General features: G+C 73.6%; 19 protein-coding genes. 10 read left to right on the forward strand and 9 right to left on the reverse strand.

The features are described 5' to 3' along the window. Positions 1 to 44: 44 nt before the first annotated feature. Positions 45 to 800, reverse strand: a complete 756-nt coding sequence (locus tag KUM38_RS18520; protein WP_217130511.1) for an SIS domain-containing protein — start codon at positions 798 to 800, stop codon at positions 45 to 47. A gap of 228 nt (positions 801 to 1,028) precedes the next feature. Here KUM38_RS18520 and KUM38_RS18525 point away from each other — a divergent pair, with 228 nt between their 5' ends. Continuing rightward, positions 1,029 to 1,721: a metal-dependent transcriptional regulator gene (locus KUM38_RS18525; protein ID WP_073934467.1), complete on the forward strand. Its 693-nt coding sequence runs from the start codon at positions 1,029 to 1,031 to the stop codon at positions 1,719 to 1,721. Between the two features lie 526 nt (positions 1,722 to 2,247). Further along, positions 2,248 to 3,135, forward strand: coding sequence for an alpha/beta fold hydrolase (locus tag KUM38_RS18530; protein ID WP_217130512.1), 888 nt, complete (start codon positions 2,248 to 2,250; stop codon positions 3,133 to 3,135). A gap of 8 nt (positions 3,136 to 3,143) precedes the next feature. On the opposite strand, the gene KUM38_RS18535 is transcribed toward KUM38_RS18530, so the two are convergent. The 3 genes from KUM38_RS18535 to KUM38_RS18545 form a co-directional block, all read right to left on the reverse strand. Then, entirely contained in the window at positions 3,144 to 4,742 is a 1,599-nt protein-coding gene (locus KUM38_RS18535; RefSeq protein WP_217130513.1) for a transporter, read from the reverse strand. 5 nt (positions 4,743 to 4,747) lie between these two features. Beyond that, complete coding sequence (locus tag KUM38_RS18540; RefSeq protein ID WP_217130530.1) at positions 4,748 to 5,539, reverse strand: ABC transporter ATP-binding protein; 792 nt, start codon at positions 5,537 to 5,539, stop codon at positions 4,748 to 4,750. Positions 5,540 to 5,675: 136 nt separating this feature from the next. Beyond that, positions 5,676 to 6,338, reverse strand: a complete 663-nt coding sequence (locus KUM38_RS18545; protein ID WP_217130514.1) for a bifunctional DNA primase/polymerase — start codon at positions 6,336 to 6,338, stop codon at positions 5,676 to 5,678. A 305-nt stretch (positions 6,339 to 6,643) separates the two neighbouring features. On the opposite strand from KUM38_RS18545, the gene KUM38_RS18550 reads away from it, so the two are divergent. Beyond that, positions 6,644 to 8,029: a transcriptional regulator gene (locus KUM38_RS18550; protein WP_217130515.1), complete on the forward strand. Its 1,386-nt coding sequence runs from the start codon at positions 6,644 to 6,646 to the stop codon at positions 8,027 to 8,029. A 177-nt stretch (positions 8,030 to 8,206) separates the two neighbouring features. Continuing rightward, a complete protein-coding gene (locus tag KUM38_RS18555; RefSeq protein ID WP_308408991.1) occupies positions 8,207 to 9,910 on the forward strand; it encodes a hypothetical protein in 1,704 nt (567 codons plus the stop codon). Positions 9,911 to 9,960: 50 nt separating this feature from the next. Here the strand turns inward: KUM38_RS18555 and KUM38_RS18560 are convergent, their stop codons facing one another. Then, complete coding sequence (locus tag KUM38_RS18560; protein WP_217130516.1) at positions 9,961 to 11,274, reverse strand: ABC transporter substrate-binding protein; 1,314 nt, start codon at positions 11,272 to 11,274, stop codon at positions 9,961 to 9,963. A gap of 172 nt (positions 11,275 to 11,446) precedes the next feature. On the opposite strand from KUM38_RS18560, the gene KUM38_RS18565 reads away from it, so the two are divergent. Both KUM38_RS18565 and purU read left to right on the forward strand, forming a co-directional pair. Beyond that, positions 11,447 to 11,893, forward strand: a complete 447-nt coding sequence (locus tag KUM38_RS18565; RefSeq protein WP_217130517.1) for a hypothetical protein — start codon at positions 11,447 to 11,449, stop codon at positions 11,891 to 11,893. 47 nt (positions 11,894 to 11,940) lie between these two features. Next, positions 11,941 to 12,822 (forward strand): formyltetrahydrofolate deformylase, encoded by an 882-nt coding sequence (gene purU / locus KUM38_RS18570; protein ID WP_217130518.1) that lies wholly within the window; start codon positions 11,941 to 11,943, stop codon positions 12,820 to 12,822. Positions 12,823 to 12,921: 99 nt separating this feature from the next. Here the strand turns inward: purU and KUM38_RS18575 are convergent, their stop codons facing one another. Together KUM38_RS18575 and KUM38_RS18580 are read right to left on the reverse strand one after the other, a co-directional pair. Then, complete coding sequence (locus KUM38_RS18575) at positions 12,922 to 14,094, reverse strand: maleylpyruvate isomerase N-terminal domain-containing protein (protein ID WP_308408992.1); 1,173 nt, start codon at positions 14,092 to 14,094, stop codon at positions 12,922 to 12,924. After that, positions 14,091 to 14,669 carry an RNA polymerase sigma factor gene (locus KUM38_RS18580; protein WP_217130519.1) on the reverse strand — a complete coding sequence of 193 codons (579 nt, stop codon included), beginning with the start codon at positions 14,667 to 14,669 and terminating at the stop codon, positions 14,091 to 14,093. The genes KUM38_RS18575 and KUM38_RS18580 overlap by 4 nt, the downstream gene beginning before the upstream one ends. A gap of 360 nt (positions 14,670 to 15,029) precedes the next feature. Between KUM38_RS18580 and KUM38_RS18585 the strand changes: the two genes are divergently transcribed. The 3 genes from KUM38_RS18585 to KUM38_RS18595 all read left to right on the forward strand — a co-directional run bounded on the left by KUM38_RS18585 (position 15,030) and on the right by KUM38_RS18595 (position 17,029). Next, positions 15,030 to 15,410, forward strand: a complete 381-nt coding sequence (locus tag KUM38_RS18585) for an STAS domain-containing protein (protein ID WP_217130520.1) — start codon at positions 15,030 to 15,032, stop codon at positions 15,408 to 15,410. A 149-nt stretch (positions 15,411 to 15,559) separates the two neighbouring features. Then, entirely contained in the window at positions 15,560 to 16,072 is a 513-nt protein-coding gene (locus KUM38_RS18590) for an EF-hand domain-containing protein (protein WP_217130521.1), read from the forward strand. 516 nt (positions 16,073 to 16,588) lie between these two features. Further along, positions 16,589 to 17,029: an ATP-binding protein gene (locus KUM38_RS18595; RefSeq protein ID WP_217130533.1), complete on the forward strand. Its 441-nt coding sequence runs from the start codon at positions 16,589 to 16,591 to the stop codon at positions 17,027 to 17,029. A 498-nt stretch (positions 17,030 to 17,527) separates the two neighbouring features. Here KUM38_RS18595 and KUM38_RS18600 read toward each other — a convergent pair whose 3' ends face one another. Then, a complete protein-coding gene (locus KUM38_RS18600; protein ID WP_217130522.1) occupies positions 17,528 to 18,568 on the reverse strand; it encodes a GlxA family transcriptional regulator in 1,041 nt (346 codons plus the stop codon). A 71-nt stretch (positions 18,569 to 18,639) separates the two neighbouring features. On the opposite strand from KUM38_RS18600, the gene KUM38_RS18605 reads away from it, so the two are divergent. Then, positions 18,640 to 19,959 carry an MFS transporter gene (locus KUM38_RS18605; RefSeq protein ID WP_217130523.1) on the forward strand — a complete coding sequence of 440 codons (1,320 nt, stop codon included), beginning with the start codon at positions 18,640 to 18,642 and terminating at the stop codon, positions 19,957 to 19,959. 146 nt (positions 19,960 to 20,105) lie between these two features. On the opposite strand, the gene KUM38_RS18610 is transcribed toward KUM38_RS18605, so the two are convergent. Next, positions 20,106 to 21,317, reverse strand: a complete 1,212-nt coding sequence (locus tag KUM38_RS18610) for an NAD(P)/FAD-dependent oxidoreductase (protein ID WP_217130524.1) — start codon at positions 21,315 to 21,317, stop codon at positions 20,106 to 20,108. Between the last annotated feature and the right edge of the window lie 81 nt (positions 21,318 to 21,398).

Genomic DNA, 21,398 nt, shown 5'->3' on the forward strand with positions numbered 1-21,398 from the left:
GCCCGGCCGCCGCGGTTCAGTGGCGGTAGAAGATGCGGTCGGGTTCAGTGGCGGTAGAAGATGCGGTCGGCGTACTCGTCGAAGACGCGCGCGTTCCAGTCGTGGCCGCCGTCCACGTTGCCCGAGCGCAGCAGCGGCGGCTCGATTCCGCGATCGGCGAGCGTCGCCGCCGCGGTGGCCATGACGGCCTGGAGGAGCGCCGTGGTGACCACCGTCGACGCGGGGGCGAAGGGCGCGGGGACGTTGTCGTGGGTGAGCTCCGCGTCACCGACCGCGACACCGGAGTCCAGGACGAGATCGCAGTGGTCCTTCAGGAACGTCCCGGAGGAGTGCCGGGACGACGTCTGCGTCGCGTACGCCACCGAGGTCACGCCGATGACCCGCACGCCCAGCTCACGGGCCTTCATCGCCATCTCCACGGGCAGCGCGTTGCGCCCGGACAGCGAGATGACGATCAGCGCGTCGCCCGCGCGGAGCGGGGAGGCGCCGAGCACGACGCCCGCGAGCCCGTCGACGCGTTCCAGGGCGGAGCCCAGCGTGGCCGGCCGCACGTCGACGCCGACGGCCCCCGGGACGGCGAGCAGGTTCATCAGGGCGAGTCCGCCGGCCCGGTAGACGAGATCCTGCGCGGCCAGCGAGGAGTGCCCGGCGCCGAAGGCGAAGAGCCGTCCGCCGTCCGCGACCGTGTCGGCGAGCAGCGTGCCCGCCGCCGCGACGGACGCGGCCTCCTCGTCACGGATCCGCCGCAGCAGGTCGATCGCGGCGTCGAGGAATTGACCGGCCGGCGTGCGGTCGCTCATGCGGCGTCCCTTCGGGCGGAAGTGTTGCGGATCACCGTGCGGTCTGGACCAGTGTCGTGTCAATACGGCGCCCGATCGCGCGGTTTCCCCTCCGCGGAGCCCTTCGTTCTCACTGCGCGGCCCGGTTGTCGGTCGTATGCGTCAGAATTGAGTCCTGGGCCAGCGCACGCGCCGGTGAGCCGTCCAGCCTCCGGCAGAGCCATCCGCAGATCTCATCGAGGGGCATGTATGTCCGGACTGATCGACACCACGGAGATGTATCTCCGCACCATCCTCGAGCTGGAGGAGGAAGGTGTGGTCCCCATGCGCGCCCGGATCGCCGAGCGGCTCGACCAGAGCGGTCCGACGGTCAGTCAGACCGTGGCGCGCATGGAGCGCGACGGCCTGGTGTCCGTCGCTCCCGACCGGCACCTCGAGCTCACCGACGAGGGCCGCCGGCTGGCCACGCGCGTGATGCGCAAGCACCGGCTCGCCGAGTGTCTCCTGGTCGACGTGATCGGCCTGGAGTGGGAGCAGGTCCACGCCGAGGCCTGCCGCTGGGAGCACGTGATGAGCGAGGCCGTCGAGCGCCGCGTGCTGGAGCTGCTGAGGCACCCCACCGAGTCGCCGTACGGCAACCCGATCCCCGGCCTGGAGGAGCTGGGCGAGAAGGACGGGGCCGACCCGTTCCTGGACGAGGGCATGGTGTCCCTGGCCGACCTCGACCCGGGCGCCGGGGGCAAGACGGTCGTGGTGCGCCGGATCGGCGAGCCGATCCAGACGGACGCCCAGCTGATGTACACGCTGCGCCGGGCGGGCGTACAGCCCGGTTCGGTGGTCAGCGTGACGGAGTCGGCGGGCGGGGTGCTGGTCGGCAGCAGCGGCGAGGCGGCCGAGCTGGAGTCGGAGGTGGCCTCGCACGTGTTCGTCGCCAAGCCCTGACCGGCCGGCGGGGCGGGGCGGGACACCGGGCGGACGAGCGGTGCGCGCCCGCCGGTGCGCGTGCCCGTCGGTATGAACGCGTCGAATCCGAGATCCACTGCGCCGAATCGCAGCGCTCGCCGGATTCGCGTGCGAGGCTGTCGCGTGAGGCATATGACCTGAGTGGCTCTGGCCGGGCCCGGCAGCGATGTCATCCCGGCAGGGGAGGGGCGGGACGATGTGCCGTGACCACGTGAGGAGCCCCGGCGCCGTACGGCGCCGGGGCCTGTCCTCCCCTGTGCTGACCCGGAGCCCCGAGCTCTCAGGGTCATTCCCCTCGGACCGGTTTCCCCGAGCGGTCCGCCTCCCGCTGAAGATCTCCCCCGGGCCACGGCGATCAATCCCCTCAGGGGGTCACTCGAACGAGGGGTGTTGCCGGGCAAGAAGCCATTTTCGAATAGTCATTCGATAATCTGCGGCAGTGGCAACAGGCAGGGCCAGCGCAACAGGCAACGGGCAGGCAGCGAGCTTGGGGGGTGCCAGGACCATGGCGCGACGCATCGACGTGACCGGGGCGGACGGCGTACGGCTCGCCGCCTGGGAGTTCGGCGACCCGCCCAAGAACGGGGCCGACCCGGCGGAGAGCGCCGCGCAGCACGCCCCCGGCGTGCTGTTACTGCACGGACTGATGGGCCGCGCCTCGCACTGGGCGTCCACCGCCCGCCGGCTCTCCGGGCGGTACCGCGCGGTCGCCCTCGACCAGCGCGGCCACGGCCGCAGCGACAAGCCCCCGCAGGCCTCCTTCACCCGTGACGCCTACGTCGACGACGCCGAGGCCGCCCTGGAGCAGCTCGGCCTCGGCCCCGCCGTCCTCATCGGCCACGCGATGGGCGCGCTGACCGCCTGGCAGCTCGCCGCCAAACGCCCCGACCTGGTGCGCGGGCTGGTCATCTGTGACATGCGCGCCTCCGCCCTCGGGGCCGCCTCGCAGCGCGAGTGGGCCGAGTGGTTCAAGGCCTGGCCGGTCCCGTTCGCCACGCTCGCCGACGTACGCAAGTGGTTCGGCGAGGACGACCCCTGGGTGGAGCGGCCCAACCCGGCCCGCGGCGCGTTCTACGCGGAGGTGATGGCCGAGTCCCCGGACGGCTGGCGTCCGGTGTTCGACCCGGACCAGATGCTCCGCTCCCGCGAGACCTGGGTGTTCGACGCGCACTGGGAGGAGCTGGCCCAGGTGCGCTGCCCCGCCCTGGTGGTCCGCGGCCTCGACGGCGAACTCGGCCGCGCGGAGGCCCAGGAAATGGTCCGCGTCCTCCCGCACGGCCGGTACGCGGAGGTCGCCGACGCCGGCCACCTGGTCCACTACGACCAGCCGGAGACCTGGCTCACGGCGATCGAACCCTTCCTGGACTCGCTGGACTCGCTGGGCGAGGGCTGACCGCCGGCTCAGCCCTTGCTCACCGCCGTCAGGATCTCCGGCAGCCGGCGGGCCGTCCGCGGGGCCGCCAGCCGCAGGCCGAGGAACGTCAGGGCCGCGCCGTACGCCGTGCCCACCGGCAGCAGCAGCCACAGCCAGTCGTCGCCGCCCTCGGCGATGTTCAGCCAGACGGTGAGGGCGATGACCGGGACGCACAGCACCGCCGCCGCGACCATGCCGCCGAAGAGGGAGATCCAGGCCAGCCCGGCCTGCCCCGGGGCGACGTTCTTGTGGCCCTCCTGCGGAATGGAGTACGGGAAGCGGGCCGAGGCCCACGCGCCCGTCGCGAGCATCGCGCCGAGCAGCGCGAAGGACAGGCCCAGCGCCTCCGGCAGCCGCGCCCAGTCACCCAGCAGCGCCGTCGTCAGCACGGTGACGAGCGTGGCGTACGGCAGGGTGACCAGCAGCAGCGCCAGCGCGCGGGCGCGCAGCTCCACGTACGCGTCCCGGGTCGACGAGATCGTCATCGCGACCATCCAGAACGCCGAGGTGTCCTGCCCGAACTGGTTGTACATCTGGATGCCGAGCATCCCGGCGGCGAAACAGGCGAAGTAGACCGAGCCGGTGCCCTGCCAGGCGTTGAACACCGGCACGATCAGCCCGATCGCCAGCGAGGTCACCCACGCGGCCTTCGTCTTCGGATCGCGCCGGACGTAGCGCAGGCTGCGCTCCACGACCGTGCCCGTGCGGCCCGGCGGCAGCAGCCGGGACAGGCCCGTCGACGAGCGGTCGCGGACCGCCGTGTCCCCGGCCGCCTGGAGGGTGGAACCGTCCGGCGAGGTCATCAGCCGCGTCAGGGACCGCGACCACAGCGCGAGCAGCCCCGCCAGAGCCGCCGCGCTCAGCGCCAGCTGCGCCAGCGCGACCCCGTACGCCCCCTCGCCCGCCGCGTGCGCCGCGGCGACCGCCGACGCCGGCGGGAACCACCGCAGCACGTCCGCCGCCGGGTCCAGCTGTTCCAGGCCGGAGGTACCCAGCCGCTGCGCCCCGAAGTTGACCACCTGCGCCCCGACGGCGATCACCAGCCCGCTGAGCACCGCGAGATCCCGGCCCTTGCGGCTGGTGAGCAGCCGTACGTTGGCGGCGGCCACCGCCCGCGCGAGCGCCACGCACACCAGCAGCGCCAGCGGCACGGCGAGGACGCCCACGGCGAACGCCGCCCCGCCGTGCGCGACGGCGATCACGGAACCGGCGAGCAGGCACAGCGTGAACAGCGGCCCGACACCGACCAGCGAGGACGCGAGCAGGGCCCGCACCAGCGGCCGCGGCCGCAGCGGCAGCATCACCAGCCGGGTCGGGTCGAGGGTCTCGTCGCCCCCGGGGAAGAACAGCGGCATCACCGCCCAGCCCAGCCCCAGCACCGCCACGAGCAGCACCACCAGCGACTCGACGTGACCGGAGCCGCGCAGCGCGATCAGCCCGAGGAACTGCAGCACGGCGAACAGCAGGGCGGCGACGGCGGAGGCGATGTACGCCGCCTTGCGCCCGCCGGACTGCCGCAGCCCGTTGCGCAGCAGGGACAGTTTCAACCGGACGAAGACGGAGGTGAGGGCGGCGGGCGTGCTCACGGCGCTCACCGGGAACCCCCGCCCAGCCAGTCGAGATCCGCACCGGCGTCGCGGCCGTCCGCGCCGACGAGCTCCAGGAACGCCCGCTGCAGCGAGGGCGCGTCCCCGCGCACCTCGGCGAGCGGACCGTGGGCGCGGATCCGGCCGGCGGCCATCACGGCCACCCAGTCGCACAGCGACTCGACGAGCTCCATGACGTGGGAGGAGAACACGACCGTGGCGCCGGACGCCGTGTACCGCTCCAGGACGCCCCGGATGGTCTGCGCGGAGACCGGGTCGACCCCCTCGAACGGCTCGTCCAGGAAGAGGACTTCCGGGTTGTGCAGCAGGGCGGCGGCGAGCCCGATCTTCTTGCGCATGCCGGTGGAGTAGTCGACGACGAGCTTGTGCTGGGCACCGGCCAGACCGAGGACGTCGAGCAGCTGCGTCGCCCGCTTGTCGACCTCGTCACCGGGCAGCCCCCGCAACCGCCCCGTGTAGCCCAGCAGTTCACGCCCCGACAGCCGCTCGAACAGCCGCAGCCCCTCCGGCAACACCCCGATCCGGGCCTTGACCTCCACCGGATCCCGCCACACGTCGTGCCCGACGACCTCGACGGTGCCCTGATCGGGCCGCAGCAGCCCGGTCACCATGGACAGGGTGGTGGTCTTCCCGGCCCCGTTGGGCCCGACCAGCCCGATGAACCGTCCCGCGGGCAGTTCCAGATCGATCCCCCCGACCGCGACCTGCTCCCCGAACCGCTTCCAGAGGCCCCGCACACTTACGGCCACAGTCCCCACCGGATCTCCCTCCGTCAGCGCAGAAGCCTAGGGGAGCGGAGCGCCCCGAAGGGGCGCGGGACCGTGCCGACATGCGGCTCCGCGCGTGGGCGTGACAAGCCACGACACGGCCGCGGTCGCCTGCGGACAGAAACCACGCGCGTCGACAGGCGCCCTAGCGATCCCGGCCGCACGCATAGGCCAACGGCGAGATCAACTCCTCCGCGTCCGGCAGCCACCGATTCGCCGCCGTGGGCCGGCAGGCCCACTGCACGGCCCCCCGGCACCCGAACCGCGTGGGCGGGGCGGCCACGTACGCCCCCTCCCCCAGGACCGCCAGGTCGAGCGACACCGACGACCACCCCAGCTTGCGCAGCAGGTCCGGCACCTTCGCCGACGCCCCCGGCAGCACGAAGAACTCCGTCCGCCGGTCCGGCGTCACCGTGACCGGCCCCAGCGTCAGCCCCATCCGCTCCATCCGCGCGAGCGCCAGGAACCCCGCCGTCTCCGGGACGGAGATCGCGTCGAACGTCCGCCCGGTGGGCAGCAGGATCGACGCGGCCGGCTGCTTCTGCCACATCCGGCGGGCGACGGTCGCGCTGCCGGTCGCCTGGGCCGCCCAGTCCGGGCGGGCCGGGTGTGCGCCGGGCGAGGGACACGCGGCGTCACCGCACGAGCAGCGCTGCACCCCCTCGACGGCCTCCAGCCAGGTGCCGGGGAACACGTCCCAGTGCCGCTCCTCGGCGTAGCGAACTGCGGTCTCCAGCAGCGATTCCCCGCGCTGCTTCGGGATCTGTACGGCGTCGGCGCCCACGATGGTCTCTTCCACGATGAACACAACTACGGCCGTCACCAGGGGTTACGCCCGCGCGCATGCGCGGGGGAGGAGCATCGGCCCCTTGTTCGGGGCGCATGGATGCATCGACGGGGGCGCGCGAGAGGATCCGCGTCCCCGGTGGGTAACCAGGAGGGGGGCCGGCAACCGCCGTTACCCCGGCAATCCTCACATGTCCCGCATTGTCGGTACTTCGGCGGGGCATTGATCTTCCCGGCCGCATGTCCCGCCGGGACGCGAGACGTACGGCCGCGGAAGACACGTCAACTCGGTGCGTGGCAGGGCACCGCAGCCTCAGGGGGTACGCCATGGCCGCAAGGCCTCTCGTCGCGCGGCAGCCGAACGAACGGCTGCAGGCGCTCATCCAGGAAGCCGGATGCTCCAACGCCGGACTGGCCCGCAGGGTCAACATGTGCGGCGCCGAGCACGGCCTCGACCTGCGCTACGACAAGACGTCGGTGGCGCGCTGGCTGCGCGGACAGCAGCCGCGGGGCCGGGCACCGGCGATCATCGCGGAGGCACTGGGCCGCAAACTGGGCCGTACGGTCACGATCGACGAGATCGGCATGGCCAACGGCAAGAACCTCGCGTCGGGTGTCGGCCTCCAGTTCTCGCCGACGGTACTGGGGGCCATCGAGCAGGTCTGCGAGCTGTGGCGCAGCGACGTGGGCCGGCGGGACTTCCTGTCCGGATCCTCCGTCGCCGCGTCCGCGCTGGTGGAGCCGAGCCGTGACTGGCTGATCTCCGCGCCCGACGGGCAGGTGGCGCGCTCCACCGGGCCGCGCGTGGGACAGTCCGACGTGGCGGCCGTACGGTCCATGACGCAGGCGCTGGTGGACCTGGACCACCAGTACGGCAGCGGGCACGTGCGCCCGGTCGTGGTCCACTACCTCAACAGCGTCGTCTCGGGGCTGCTGGCGGGGTCGTACCGCGAGGCCGTGGGGCGCGACCTGTTCGCGGCGGTCGCGCGGCTGACCGAACTCGCCGGGTACATGGCCGTCGACACCGGGCAGCCGGGACTCGCCCAGCGCTACTACATCCAGGCGCTGCGGCTGGCGCAGGCGGCCGGGGACCGCGGGTACGGCGGGTATGTGCTCGCCGCCTCCATGAGCCACCTGGCCGCGCAGCTCGGAAACCCGCGTGAGATCGCGCAGTTGGCGCGCGCGGCGCAGGAGGGCGCGCGGGGGCGCGTGACCCCCCGCGCGGAGGCGATGTTCCACGCGGCCGAGGCGCGCGGGCACGCGCTGATGGGCGACGTGTACGCCGCGCAGACGGCGGTGGGGCGCGCGGTGAGCGCCATGGAGGCCGTCGATCCGGCCTCGGGCGACGACCCGGTGTGGATCGCGCACTTCGACGAGGCCTATCTGGCCGACGAGTTGGCGCACTGCCACCGGGACCTCGGCCAGGCGGAGGCCGCCGCGCGGTGCGCCCGCCAGGCGCTGGAGGGGCATCCGGCGTCACGGGCGCGGCGGCGGGCGATCGGCCATGTGCTGCTGGCCACCGCGCAGGTGCAGCAGCGCGAGATCGAACAGGCCTGCAGTACGGGCCTGAAGGCGGTGGAGCTGCTGGGCGGCCTCCGGTCCAACCGGGGCGCCGAGTACCTGGAGGACCTCCAGCAGCGCCTCGAGCCGTACCGGGAGGAGTCGGTGGTAAGGGAGTTCGGGGCCCGGATGGAGCTCCAGACGGCGGCGTGACCCCCGGGACGTGACGGGCGGAGGTCGAGGAGGTGACGCAATCAGGGCGCGGTGACCCGGTTTTGTTACCGCGCTCACAGGGCAGGAGGTCAGGCCCCGTGCTGCGTGGCACCGGGCTCCGGGGACCCGGTAGCGTGAGCCGACGATTCACAAGGTCCCCCATTGGTAGGAGTCCCGGTGACGCAGAGTGGACAGGGCGAGGAGCCCTCGGCGCGCCCCGCGCGCGAAGGCATCGTGCTGCCCTCCGACGGTGGTGAACCCCTGCTGCCGGGCATGACGACCGGACCGGTCGCCCCCGGCGGCGGTGCGGACGGCCGGACCTCCGGCGGCGGGTTCCCCGCCTCGGCCCCGCCCGGCGGCCAGACCTGGGGCACGCCGTGGGGCCCCGGGCAGCAGAGCCCGGCCCCACCGCCCGGCCAGGACTGGCAGCCCCCGTCCGACGGCGGGTGGGGCACCCCGGAGCCGTCCCCGTGGGGCGCGCAGCACCCGCCCGCCCCGGCCCACGGCGGCGGCCCCGGCCCGCTGCCGCCCGAGGACGCGCAGACCCGCGGCGGCCGCCCCCCGTACGACGCGAACGGCCCGCAGCCGGGCGCCGGGTACGGCGGGAGCACCCCGTCCGGCCCGCACGCGAACGTTCCGCACGGCGGTGCCGATCCGTACGCCGCCGGAGCCCCGCTGCCGCCCGCGCACGCGGACCCCTACGGCGCCCCCGCCCAGAGCGGCTACGGCGCCCCCCAGTACCCGCCGGCCGCCGCGCCGGACGGGGTGGAAGGGGTCACCCAGTACATGGCGCCGGTGCCCGCCGCCGACGAGGGGGCGACACGGTTCATCCCCCCGGTGCCCGCCGCCGACGAGGGGGCGACGCAGTTCATACCCCCGGTGGGCCCGGGCGCGCTGCCGCCCGAGATGCCCGCCCACGGCTCCGAGGCGGGCGGCTACCCGGGCGTGCCCCCGCAGCACGCGCCCGGCGCGGGGTCCCTGCCGCCGGCCGGCCACCCCGACGCCGAGGCCACCCAGTACATCGCCCCCGTCACCGACCAGCCCCCCGGGCAGTCCTACGGCACCCCGCCGCCCGGTGACGGCAACCGGCAGCCGCCCGCCGAGTTCGACAACCTCTTCCGCGACGGCGCCGGCGGCCCGGCCGGATCCACCCAGCAGCTCCCGCGCGTCGACTACGGCCCGCCCGCCGCCCACACCCCGCCCGGCCCCACCGCCCCGACCGGCGGCCGGGGCGGGCGCGGCGGCAGCCGTACCGGCTCACGCGTGCCGCTCATCGCGGCGGTCGGCGTCGGCATCGCCATCCTCGGCGTCGGCGCGGGCGCGCTGCTCGGCAGCCCGGGCGGCGACGACGACGGCGGCGACGACCAGCCCGTGTCCGCCACCGCGCCCGCGAGCGTGGAGGCATCCGCCTCCCCCTCCGCCGACCCGGCCCGTGAGCAGGCCGTCGAGCTGGACAAGCTGCTGGCCGACAGCGGCGACAGCCGCACCACCGTGATCAACGCGGTCGCCGATGTGAAGGCCTGCCGCGACCTCGGCCGGGCGGCCAAGGACCTGCGGGAAGCGGCCGGGCAGCGCAACCAGCTGGTGACCGACCTCTCCGGCCTGTCCGTGGACCGGCTGCCGGACCACCAGGCGCTGACCACCGCGCTCACCAAGGCGTGGCAGGCGTCGGCGTCGGCCGACAACCACTACGCCGCCTGGGCCGACCAGACCGCCGGCAAGAAGGGCTGCAAGAAGGGCCAGGCCCGCTCCACCGGCCAGACCCAGGCCGGCAACCGGGCCAGCGGCACCGCGACCACCGAGAAGAAGAAGGCCGCCGCGCTGTGGAACGCGATCGCCAGGCAGTACGGCCTGACCGAGCGCCAGCCGACCCAGCTGTGACCGGACACCGCTGACCCGTGGTTCCGCCCGGCCCCGGGCGGAACCACGGGTCAGCCCAGGTCCGCGTCCCGCAGCGTCTTCGTCACGTCGGTGAAGCCCTTGCGGGCCGCGACCAGCCGGCCGTCCCGGACCACCTGCAGGGTCACGTTCGCGTTGATCAGGCGGGGGAAACCGACGGCGGCGAGCTCGTCCTGGAAGTTCCACCGCAGGGTGGGGGTGAGCCCGTCCGTGGTGACCTTCAGCCCGCCGTCCAGCGCCCCGCTCACGGTGTCGGCGCTCACCTCGCCGTCCCCCAGCGACTCGACGACCTGCTTGAACACGGTGTAGGCGATCCAGGTGGTCTGCACCCCGGCGTCCGCGGCGTCGATCCGGTTGTCGCCGAACGCCTCCTCCTCGATCACCTTCTTCATCGGGTCCCAGCTCGGGTCGCTCGCCGCCGGGTACCAGCCGGTGACGTACGACCCCTCGTACGGCCCCGACCCCCCGCCGGACGCGTCGATCGTCGACTGGTCGACGCTGCCCAGCACGGTCGCGGTGCGCACCTCGGGGTAGTCGGCGCGGGCCCGCCGGAAGGAGTCCATGAAGGTGTTCGTGCGGTCGCCGAGGGCGGGCACCACACACCCCTGCTCGGCCGTGTCCGCGGTGGCGCGCTCCAGGGCCTGCCGCGCCTGGCCCTCGTACGAGGTGGCGTCCTCCGCCGCCCGCTGGTCACCGGAGCGCGCGTGCCCGCCCGCCTCCAGGCCCGAGTCGAGCAGCGGGGGCAACTGGTCGCCCGTGATGGTGTCGGGCCGGATCAGGGTGACCGGCCCGCAGGTGTCGGCCAGGGTGCGGCCGAGACCGGCCAGCAGCGCCGGCTGGCCGCCGTTGACGGGATAGGACAGGGGGCTGGTGAACTCGTTGTTGGTGATGCCGTAACCGCCGATGTACGGGATTCCGGCGCCCTCCAGGGTGGGCATGAACGAGTCGGCGTACTGGCTGTAGGAGCCGACGACCGCGACGGCCTTCTCCTGCACCGCGCGCCGGGCGCACCGCGCGGCGGCCACGGTGTCGTTCTTGTCGTTGCAGGTCAGCACGTTGAGCCGACGGCCGTTGATACCGCCCTGGGAGTTGACCCAGCGGGCGTATGCTTCGGCGAACGCGGGCATCCCGGGCTTGTTGGTGGCCTGGGTGTCCTGGGGCGCCCACGTCATCACGGTGATGGGGGCGTCGTCCCCGGAGCCCCCCGTGGCACCGGGGACGATCCCGCACCCGGCGGCGAGCGACGCGCACGCCACCAGCGCGCCCGTGGTCAGGGCGCCGGCTCTGGCGGGCCGGTGGAGGAGGCGGGGGAGGAGAATGCTGCGGATGCGTCGCCTGCCGGTCATGCTTACGCACGATTCCGCCACACGGCCAACCTCGGAGTGATCCTTGGTCAACGGACGGTGACGCCGAGGTGAATTGCGGGGTCCCGTACGACCCGTGCGGCGCGGAAACGTACGATCGACGATCGTGCAAGGTTCGGAGAACTCTTCCCGTCGCGGCCGTCGCTCCTTCACCATGGGCGGCATGCCACTCAACGACATGCCGTGGTGGCGCTGGCGCAGCAATGTGCGCTCCGCGCTGCACATGCTCTCCGATCCCGCCTTCCAGCGGGACGTCTGGCTGGCCGGGGTCGACGGCTACGGCGACGTCACCGACGCCGTCTACCGGCTGGTCGAGGACACCTGGCTGGACAATTGGTCCGCCGAGAAGTACGTCGGCACCATCTTCCGCGACTCGCAGGAGGCGGCGCTCGTCGACACCGCGGTGCTGCGCGTCCTGCGGATCATGCACCAGGTCGGCCCCGACGCGCCGGTGACCGCCTACATCGAGCACGAGGGCTGGCCGGAGGCGGTGCGGGCCGCGCGGGACGCGCATGTGCGGATGGCGGCGAGCGACGGCGACGACCCCGGCGCGACGCCGAGCACCCTCGAGGTGCTGCGGATCCTGACGCGGTCCGCGTAGCGGAACGGTCGGCCGGGTGCGGCTCCGCGTGTGGGACCCTTTTCTGCATGAGCGAGCAGTCCACCCGAGCCGCGGCCCCGGCCGACCAGTACGTCCTCACCCTGTCCTGCCCCGACAAGCAGGGCATCGTGCACGCCGTGTCGAGCTACCTCTTCATGACCGGCTGCAACATCGAGGACAGCCAGCAGTTCGGCGACCACGACACGGGACTGTTCTTCATGCGCGTCCACTTCTCGGCGGACGCCCCGGTGACCCTGGAGAAGCTGCGGGCGAGCTTCGCGGCGATCGGTGACTCCTTCCACATGGAGTGGCAGATCAACCGGGCCGACGAGAAGATGCGCATCCTGCTCATGGTCAGCAGGTTCGGGCACTGCCTGAACGACCTGCTGTTCCGCGCGCGGACCGGCGCGCTGCCGGTGGAGATAGCCGGGGTGGTGTCCAATCACACGGACTTCGCCGAACTGGTGGCCTCGTACAACATTCCCTTCCACCACATCCCGGTGCCGAAGGGCGGCAAGCCGGAGGCCGAGGCCCGGCTGCTGGAGATCGTGCGCGAGGACGACGTCGAGCTCGTCGTGCTCGCCCGCTACATGCAGGTCCTCTCGGACGACCTGTGCAAGCAGCTCTCCGGGCGGATCATCAACATCCACCACTCCTTCCTGCCGAGCTTCAAGGGCGCGAAGCCGTACCACCAGGCGCACGCGCGGGGTGTGAAGCTGATCGGCGCGACCGCGCACTACGTCACCGCCGACCTCGACGAGGGGCCGATCATCGAGCAGGAGGTCGAGCGGGTGGGGCACGACGTCACCCCCGAGGGGCTCGTCGCGATCGGCCGGGACGTGGAGTGCCAGGCGCTGGCGCGGGCGGTGAAGTGGCATGCGGAGCGCCGCATTCTGCCCAATGGGCGGCGGACGGTGGTGTTCGCCTGACGGCCCGGGTTCATCCGTCTCGTCGGCGGGTGCGGGTGAGTGGGAACCGCGCGAGCGACCACGAACCACCCGCACCCGCCGACGAAACGGAACCCGCCCCTACATCCGGCTCATGCTCGCCGCCGCGAACAGCACATCCCTGATCGCCTCACGGTCTCCGACCTGCCCCACCGCGGCCTCCCGCGGCGGCACATGCCCCGCCGCGAGCCTGCAGAACTCCGCGCCGTCCAGCGCGACGTGCGCCACCTCGTGCTCCGCGGAGCCCTTCGCCGCGGGGGAGTCCAGCGGGATCAGCCACTCGCCTCCGCCGGACCCCTCGATCTCCAGCCGCAGACTGCGCCCCGGCTCCCCGGCGGCGACCAGGTGCCGTTCCACGGGGGAGGCCAGCCCGTGCAGCCGGCGGTGCTCGAGGACGGCCGGCAGCATCCGCGCGGCCAGGTCGACGATGTGGTGCAGATGCCGCCCGGAGGGCGGGTCGTACGGGTAGTCCACCGCCTCGGCGATGTCCTCCGCGTGCACCCAGCACTCGAAGGCCCGGTCCAGCATCGCGTCGTGCAGCGGCAGTTCGTAGTCGCCGTACGACACCGGCAGCCGTCCGGTGCCGTCGCCCGTGAAGGAGACCGTCCGCACGAGGACGTGGCTCTGCTCCCGCCAGGGCGCCCGTACGGAGCGGGTGGGCGGGAAGCGGGAGGCCCGCCAGTACGCCTCGGTGCGGTCCGACGGGGTGGGCCGGACGGCCGTGGCGTCGCCGAGCGGGTCGTCGAGGCCGAGGGCGACCGCGACCAGCCCGTCGACCGCCAGCAGGTGCGCGATGACCCCGGCGACGGTGGTGCGGCGGCTGCTCGCCTCGTCGGACTCGTACCAGCGCAGCCGCACCGGCGCGTGCCACTCGGAGTCGCCGAAGTCCTGGAGCAGCGCGTCCAGCCGCGCGGTCTCGGCGTCGTACGGGGCGGCCCACTCCGGCACCGGGATGCGGGGCGGGCGCCGCTCCAGGCAGGACTCCAGGACGCGGGTGCGCAGGCCGGGGTCCGGGTCCAGGCTCTCGGGCCGCTGGAGCAGGCCGACCGCCGCGCGCAGCCGCAGCGCCTCGTCCGCGCAGGGTCCGCAGGTGCCGAGGTGCTCCTCGACGGCGGCCGCCTCCGCCTGCGCGCAGGCGGCCAGTGCCCAGGCACCCAGCAGTGACTTCAGCACGTGGTGTTCCAGCACGAGCGGTCCGGCGTCCTTCTCCTGGTCGTCGTACGCCTCGGGGTGGCCGGCACGGTACCCGCTCACGCGGCACCCCCGATTCCGGGCGGGGCGCCCGGGGCCCCGGTGTCGTGCGCGGTGGCCAGCAGCTGCAGGCCGAGGCGGAGCCGGCGGCGGGCCTCGTCGTCGGTGACGCCCAGGTCGGCGGCGGTCTGGCGGTAGTCCCGGCGCTGGAAGTAGGCCAGCTCCAGGGCGGCCCGCAGGGGCGCCGGCATGGACTGGACGATGTAGTCGGCGCGGGCCGCCACCGAGGCGTCCCGCACCGTGCGCTCCAGGTCCTCCGCGGTGCCGGGGCCGCCGCGGGCGAGCGCCGCGGTCTTCGTGGTGCGCAGCCGCCGCACGGCCAGCCGGCTGGTCAGCGCGGCGAGCCAGGTGCGCAGGGGTTCCTGCGCGGGGTCGTAGGAGTCCGGGTGCTCCCAGACGTGGGCGAAGACGTCGCGGGTGACGGCGTCGGCGTGTTCGTCGCCGACGACGCGGTGGGCGAGGCCGTGCACGAGCGAGGCGAACCGGTCGTAGAGCTCGCTGAGGGCGGCCGCCTCCCCGCGCGCGAGCCGCTGCTGCATCTTGCGGTCCCAGCGGGGCGGTACGTCCGTTTTCGGCATGCGGCCCCTCACCCCCTGTTCCTCCCCCGGTCCCGGGTTGGTCGGTGCCCGGGTCCGGCGTGTGGCCGGTGACTCCCAGAATGTAATCGGCACGCAGGAGGGCGCACGCCCCTTTACGGCAATGTGCGCCCCCGGAAGAGCCGCAGGTGGTAAGGGGCCGCCCGCCCACGTCGGACGCCGTCCGGGCCGCACCTACCCACCTCCGCGCCGATCGGAACCGATCGAATCGGAACGAAGGTGACTGGAACAAGCCCTTTTTGTTCGGTGCCCGTTTCTCGGTCCGGGTTTCAGGGAACGGCCGGTGGGCAGCCGCGCTGCAAGGAAGCGTAGGGACTGCTTCCGTTTCGGTGAGCGAGGGGCGTGGTGGTGACCTTCAACGTGACCGGCAAAGAGCACGGCGAGTGGGCCGTGCTCCGGGTGTCGGGCGAGCTGGACCTGGTGACGTCCCCGGTGCTGCGCCAGCGGGTGCACGACGTGGTGGCCGAGGGCCGGCACAGCCTCGTCCTCGATCTCTCCGAGGTGTGGTTCTGCGACTCCAGCGGGGTCGGCGTGCTCATCGCCTCCCGCCGGCTGCTCCGCTCCTGCCAGGGCAGCCTGCGACTGATCCTCCCCGCGCGGGGGGCCGCCGACGGCAGTCACGTCAACAAGGTGCTCGGCGCCCTCGGGGTCCGCAGGCTCTTCGAGATCCACCCGGACGTCCCCTCCGCGGTCGACGAGGACTCCCGCCCGCTGTCGGCGTGACGCCGTGTGCGCGCGCTCACACGTGTCACACGCGTGTCCCGTTATTCCCCCGGTCTTGGTCCAGGCGTCGCTTTCCGGCTCCCCGGCGGCCCTCCACCACGTACGCTCCCAGCGAGACGACCCCACTGACCTAAGGCGGCCTGAGAGACATGGTCACCAGCGAGTACGAGCGCAGGATCGCGGCCCGCTTCGCCGGCTTCGACCAGGACGGCAACGGCTACATCGACCGCGAGGACTTCAGCGGAGCGGCCAAGGCGCTGCTCGCCGAGTTCGACACCGCGGCCCGCTCCGACCGGGGCCAGGCCCTGTACATCGGTGCCGAGGCGTTCTGGCAGGGCATGGCGGGGATCGCGGACCGCGACGGCGACCAGCGCATCACGCGCGAGGAGTTCGTGAACGGCGCGGTCAAGCGACTGCGGGACAACCCGGACCGGTTCGCCGAGATCGCCCGGCCCTTCCTGCACGCGGCGCTCGCCGTCGCCGGCACCGACGGCGACGGCGCGGCCACCGTCGAGGACACCGTGCGGATCATCGAGGCGCTCGGCGTCCCCGGGGACCTCGCCCGCACGGCCGCCGCCGCGCTGGACTCCGACGGCGACGGCAGGATCGGCGAGGAGGAGATCGTCCGCTCCTTCGCCCGCTACTTCACCGTCCCCGAGTAGTTCCGGCGGAACCCCTCCGCGCGGAGGTGCGGAACGCCTCCGCGCGGATGTCACGGATCGTGGCATTTCCATGATCACGGAGGGTTGATGCCGGCTCGTGTCCTGTGCCGCTCCCGTCACGGCCCGGAGTCGGACGTCCGCTCCGGTACCTTGTGTGGGATGCGAGTGGTCCCGGGCACGCACCGCGCCGGAGTCGCCCCCGGGGCGGCCCCGTACCGGCCGGTGCCTGCGGCTTTCCGCCGGGTGGCCAGGCGGAACGCCGTCCCCCGTTCGACTCCCCGTGGTGAGCGTCGCACAGTATGCCGCACGTGTACTCCTTCGCGCTGGAATATGCCCGAAGCGCTTGTTGGGGTGACTGTACGTCAACCATGCTGTCTCGCAAGGGAATCACGTTCCGTGACCCCTGTCCCGGCCGTTGTTCTGGCCATGCAGGAAATGGCTACGATCGTGGCCCTCGTGAGGCGCGAGTCCAAGTGTCCGCCGGTTCGGATGGTGTGAGCGGTGCAGGTGCTTCAAGTGCAGCTGGAGATCCGGCCCGACCCCGCTGAGGTGGGACGGGCCCGGCGGTGGGCCCGCTCGCGGCTGGCCGGTTCGGGCATAGAGGCCGACGAACCGCTCGCCGAGACCCTGATCCTGCTCGTCTCGGAGCTCGTCACCAACGCCGTGGTGCACACCGGCCGTCCGGCCGTGCTGCGGCTCTCCCTGCCGGGGGCGGACGCCGAGGAGGCCACCGTCCGCCTGGAGGTGGCCGACCGCAGCGAACGGGCGCCGGTGCCGCGCTGTGTGGACGGCGAGGCGACGGGCGGACGCGGGCTCGCCCTCGTGGACGGGCTGGCCGACCGCTGGGGCTGGAGCGCGGAGGGGGCCGGCAAGCGGATCTGGTGCGAGCTGGACCGCTGCGCGCAGGTGTCCGACGGGACGTCGGCGTGCGGCGGACTGGCGTACGAAGCGGTGTGAGGATGTCGCGGTAGAGCCCGGTGCGCCGGGTTGTGTGGCGGGTGCGGGTCGATCGGGGCCGGTCGTACGGTTCCCCGCGTCCCTGAGTACGTGGTTCCCCGCGTCCCGGCAGGGGCACGGATGCACGGTGGGTCGGCCGTGCGGGCGGGCGTGTGACGCGGTGCGCCGGGTGTGCTTCCGTGCGCGGTCTCGGCGAACAGGGCATATGCCCCAACCAGGTCATTGTCACCCGAAACGGTGTTGACGCGCGGTGACCGTTTGATCACGCTGTTCCTCAGCGATTCGCCGCGAGGGGACGGCGAGGGCTCGACGACGGGAGCCCTCGACGAGCGTGGGTCGTGATCCGGCGTCGGTTCCCCAGGGGCGAGGGGGAACCAGGGGAGGGAGCGCCGGAGCCGAAGAGCGGTGCGGCGCTGCCGTGCTCGGGGCGGACAGCGCCGCACCGCCACCGTCGGCGGGAACAGCCGGTTCCTCCACGGCCGGGGGGCGGCCTCCCGCTCACCCCCCGGCCGGCGCGACCGCCCCCGGCCGCCGTCCGCCGGCCCGGAAGGTCCGCCGGTACGCGGTCGGCGTCACCCCCAGCGCCGCCTGGAGGTGCTGCCGCATCGACTGGGCCGTGCCGAAACCGGCGTCGCGGGCCACCTGGTCCACGGACAGGTCGGTGGACTCCAGCAGCTGCCGGGCCCGCTCCACCCGCTGCCGGGTCAGCCACTGCCCCGGACTGATCCCGGACTCCTCCCGGAAGCGGCGCGTGAAGGTGCGTACCGACATCGCCTCCCGCGCGGCCATGTCGCGCAGCTGGATCGGCTCGTGCAGCCGGCCCAGCGCCCACGCGCGGGCACCGCTCGTGGAGGACTGCTGCGGATCGGGCACCGGCCGCTCGATGTACTGCGCCTGCCCGCCGTCCCGGTGCGGCGGTACGACCGTACGGCGGGCCACCTCGTTGGCCACGGCGGCGCCGTGGTCGCGCCGCACCATGTGCAGGCACAGGTCGATCCCGGCCGCGACGCCCGCCGAGGTCAGGATGGAGCCGTCGTCGACGAACAGCACGTCCGGGTCGACGTCGATCCGGGGGAACAGCCGCTGGAAGCGCTCGGCGTCGGCCCAGTGGGTGGTGGCGGGCCGGCCGTCGAGGTACCCGGCGGCGGCGAGGACGTACACGCCGGTGCAGATGGAGGCGAGCCGGGTGCCGGGGCGGATGCGGGCGAGGGCGGCGGCCAGGGCGTCGGTCAGCTCGCCCCGCTCGTACACCGGGCCGAGCTCGTAGGACGCCGGGACGATCACCGTGTCGGCGGTGGCGAGGGCCTCGGGGCCGTGGGCGACGTGGACGGCGAAGTCGGCGTCGGTCTCCACCGGCCCGGGCGGCCGGACCGAGCAGGTGACCACCTCGTACAGGCGCCGCCCCCGCTCGTCCCTCGGGCGGCCGAAGATGCGGTGCGGGATGCCCAGCTCGAAGGGGAGCAGCCCGTCGAGGGCGAGGACGACGACGCGGTGGGGCCGGAAGCCGGCGGACGCGTGCGGGGACTCGACCGGATCCATGGCCCGATCCTAGCGAATGCTGTCCTCCGGGCCACTCGTTGCGGCGGACCCGATCACGGAAGCTCTAGGGCGTGACCTGGACAAGCGAGACAGCCGCCGTCGTGGAGCCGCCCGCGAGCGGCCCGAAGCCGACCCGCACCCGTGTGCACCGCGCGTGGTTCGTCGCCGCCGTCACGTTCGTGACGATCATCGGTGCCGCCGCCTTCCGCTCCGTGCCGGGCCTGTTCATCGACCCGCTGCACGACGAGTTCGGCTGGTCGCGCGGGACCATCGGCGCGGCGGTCTCCGTGAACCTCGCGCTGTACGGCCTCACCGCGCCGTTCGCGGCGGCGCTGATGGACCGCTACGGCATCCGCAAGGTGGTCGCGGTCGCCCTCGGCGTGATCGCGCTCGGCTCGGGCCTGACGGTGTGGATGACGGCGCCCTGGCAACTGCTGCTGTGCTGGGGCCTGCTGGTGGGGCTCGGCTCCGGTTCGATGGCGCTGGCCTTCGCCGCGACCGTCACCAACCGCTGGTTCACCGAGCGCCGGGGACTGGTCAGCGGCATCCTCACCGCCGCGTCCGCCTCCGGGCAGTTGATCTTCCTGCCCCTGCTGTCCTGGATCGTCACCCGGCACGACTGGCGCCCGGCGGCCGTCACCGTGGCGCTCGCCGCGCTCGCGGTGGTCCCGTTCGTCTGGCTGCTGCTGCACGACCATCCGGCCGACGTGGGCCAGAGGCCGTACGGCGCGAAGGAGTTCGTACCCAGGCCGGCACCCGTTCCCGGCGCCGCCCGGCGTGCGCTGACCGTGCTGTTCTCGGCGGTGCGGACGGGGCCGTTCTGGCTGCTCGCCGGGTCCTTCGCGATCTGCGGCGCCTCGACCAACGGGCTGATCCAGACCCACTTCGTGCCCGCGTCGCACGACCACGGGATGCCGGTCACGACCGCGGCGTCCCTGCTGGCCGTCATCGGCGTCTTCGACGTCGTCGGGACGGTGGCGTCCGGATGGTTCACGGACCGCTTCGACGCGCGGCGGCTGCTCGCGGTGTACTACGCGCTGCGGGGGGTCTCGCTGCTGTTCCTGCCGATCCTGCTGGCACCGAACGTGCATCCGCCGATGCTGTTCTTCATCGTCTTCTACGGGCTGGACTGGGTGGCCACCGTGCCGCCGACGCTCGCCCTGTGCCGGGAGCACTACGGCGAGGACAGTCCGATCGTGTTCGGCTGGGTGCTCGCCTCGCACCAGGTGGGTGCGGCGGTCGTCGCCTTCCTCGGGGGTGCCGCGCGGGACGCGTTCGGGTCGTACGACGTGGTCTGGTACGCGTCGGGGGCGCTGTGCGCCGCGGCGGCGCTGATGGCGCTGGTGATCCGGCGGCGGGCGGGGGCCGGGCTCGCTGCTGCGGCTGCTTAGGGGGTTGGGGCCGGGCGGGGGTGGTTGCGCAGCCCGGCGTCTGCGGGGTGCCTCCCCCAGAGGGGGTACCCCCAGCGCCCACCCGTGCCGCCCTGGGGGTACCTCCCAGGCCCTTGAGGCACTGGGGGAGGCACGACTGCCCGCAGTTATGCGGGGAGCCGGGAGACTCCCCCCGCGCGGGACACCGCCCGGGCTATCCGCTGCGCGTCCAGCGCCAGTTCGCGGAGGGTGCCGCTGATCGGGGTGGTGAACCCCGTGAAGTAGAGGCCGGGCGCGCCGGACGGGGTGCGGGCGCCGTGGACGACCGGTCTGCCGCGGTCGTCGAGGACGCCGAGCCCGCCGACCAGACCCTCCAGGCCGCGCACGTAGCCGGTGGCCGCCACGATCGCGTCCGGGCCGATGCGGTCGCCGTCCGCCAGGACGACCTCGCCCTCCTCGAACCCCTCCACCGCGGCCACGACCTCCACCGCCCCCGTGCGCACGGCGTCGACGAGGCCGACGTCCTGCACGGGGATGGCCCCCTCCAGCACCCTGCTGTACAGACCGGAGCCGGGACGCGGGAGTCCCCGGGCCGACAGGTCCGGCAGCGCCACCCTCGCCTGGACCCGGCACAGCCGGTCGACGAGGCCGACCGGAAGCCGGCGCACCAGGACGCCCGAGTACTGCGCGGGCCAGCCCGCGGTCGAGCGGCGCACGATGTGCGGAGGGGTGCGCACGGCCAGCCGCACCCGGGAGGCGCCCCCCTCCACCAGGTCCACGGCGATCTCGGCACCCGTGTTGCCGACGCCCACGACCAGCACGTCCCGGCCGGCGAAGGGCTTCGCGTCCCGGTACTCGCAGGCGTGCAGGAACTCGCCGGTGTACGTGTCCCGGCCGGGCCAGTCGGGGACGCGGGGCGTGTGGTTGAAGCCCGTGGCGACGACGACCGCCGCGCCGGTCAGCTCGCGGCCCCCGGTGGCGTGCAGCAGCCAGCCGGTGCCGTCGGGGGTGCGCTCGACCCGGGAGACCTCGACCCCGGTGACGATCTCCAGCCGGTGGTGCTCGGCGTACTTCTCCAGGTACCGGACCACGTCGTCCCGGGCCGGCCACCGCCCGAAGCGGCGCGGCATCGGCAGCCCGGGCAGCGCGGACAGGCGGCGGGTGGTGTGCAGACGCAGCCGGTCGTAGTGGCGCCGCCAGGAGTCCCCCACGCGGCCGGACCGTTCCAGGACGACGGCCCGTATCCCCCGGGCGCGCAGGGCGTACGCGACGGCGAGTCCGCCCGGGCCGCCGCCGATGACGTAGACGGGGCGGTCCCCCCGGTTCGGCGCGGTGGGCCGCGCGGACGTGGAGGAGCGGGAGTCGGGGGATTCGGCCATGAGCGGGAGCGTAATCACACCCCTGGTTGATGGGTATCGGTCAAGACCGGAATTGGTTGCGGATTGATCACGTCTGCGGGG

The organism is Streptomyces sp. AC558_RSS880 (assembly GCF_019049255.1).
Lineage (GTDB): Bacteria > Actinomycetota > Actinomycetes > Streptomycetales > Streptomycetaceae > Streptomyces.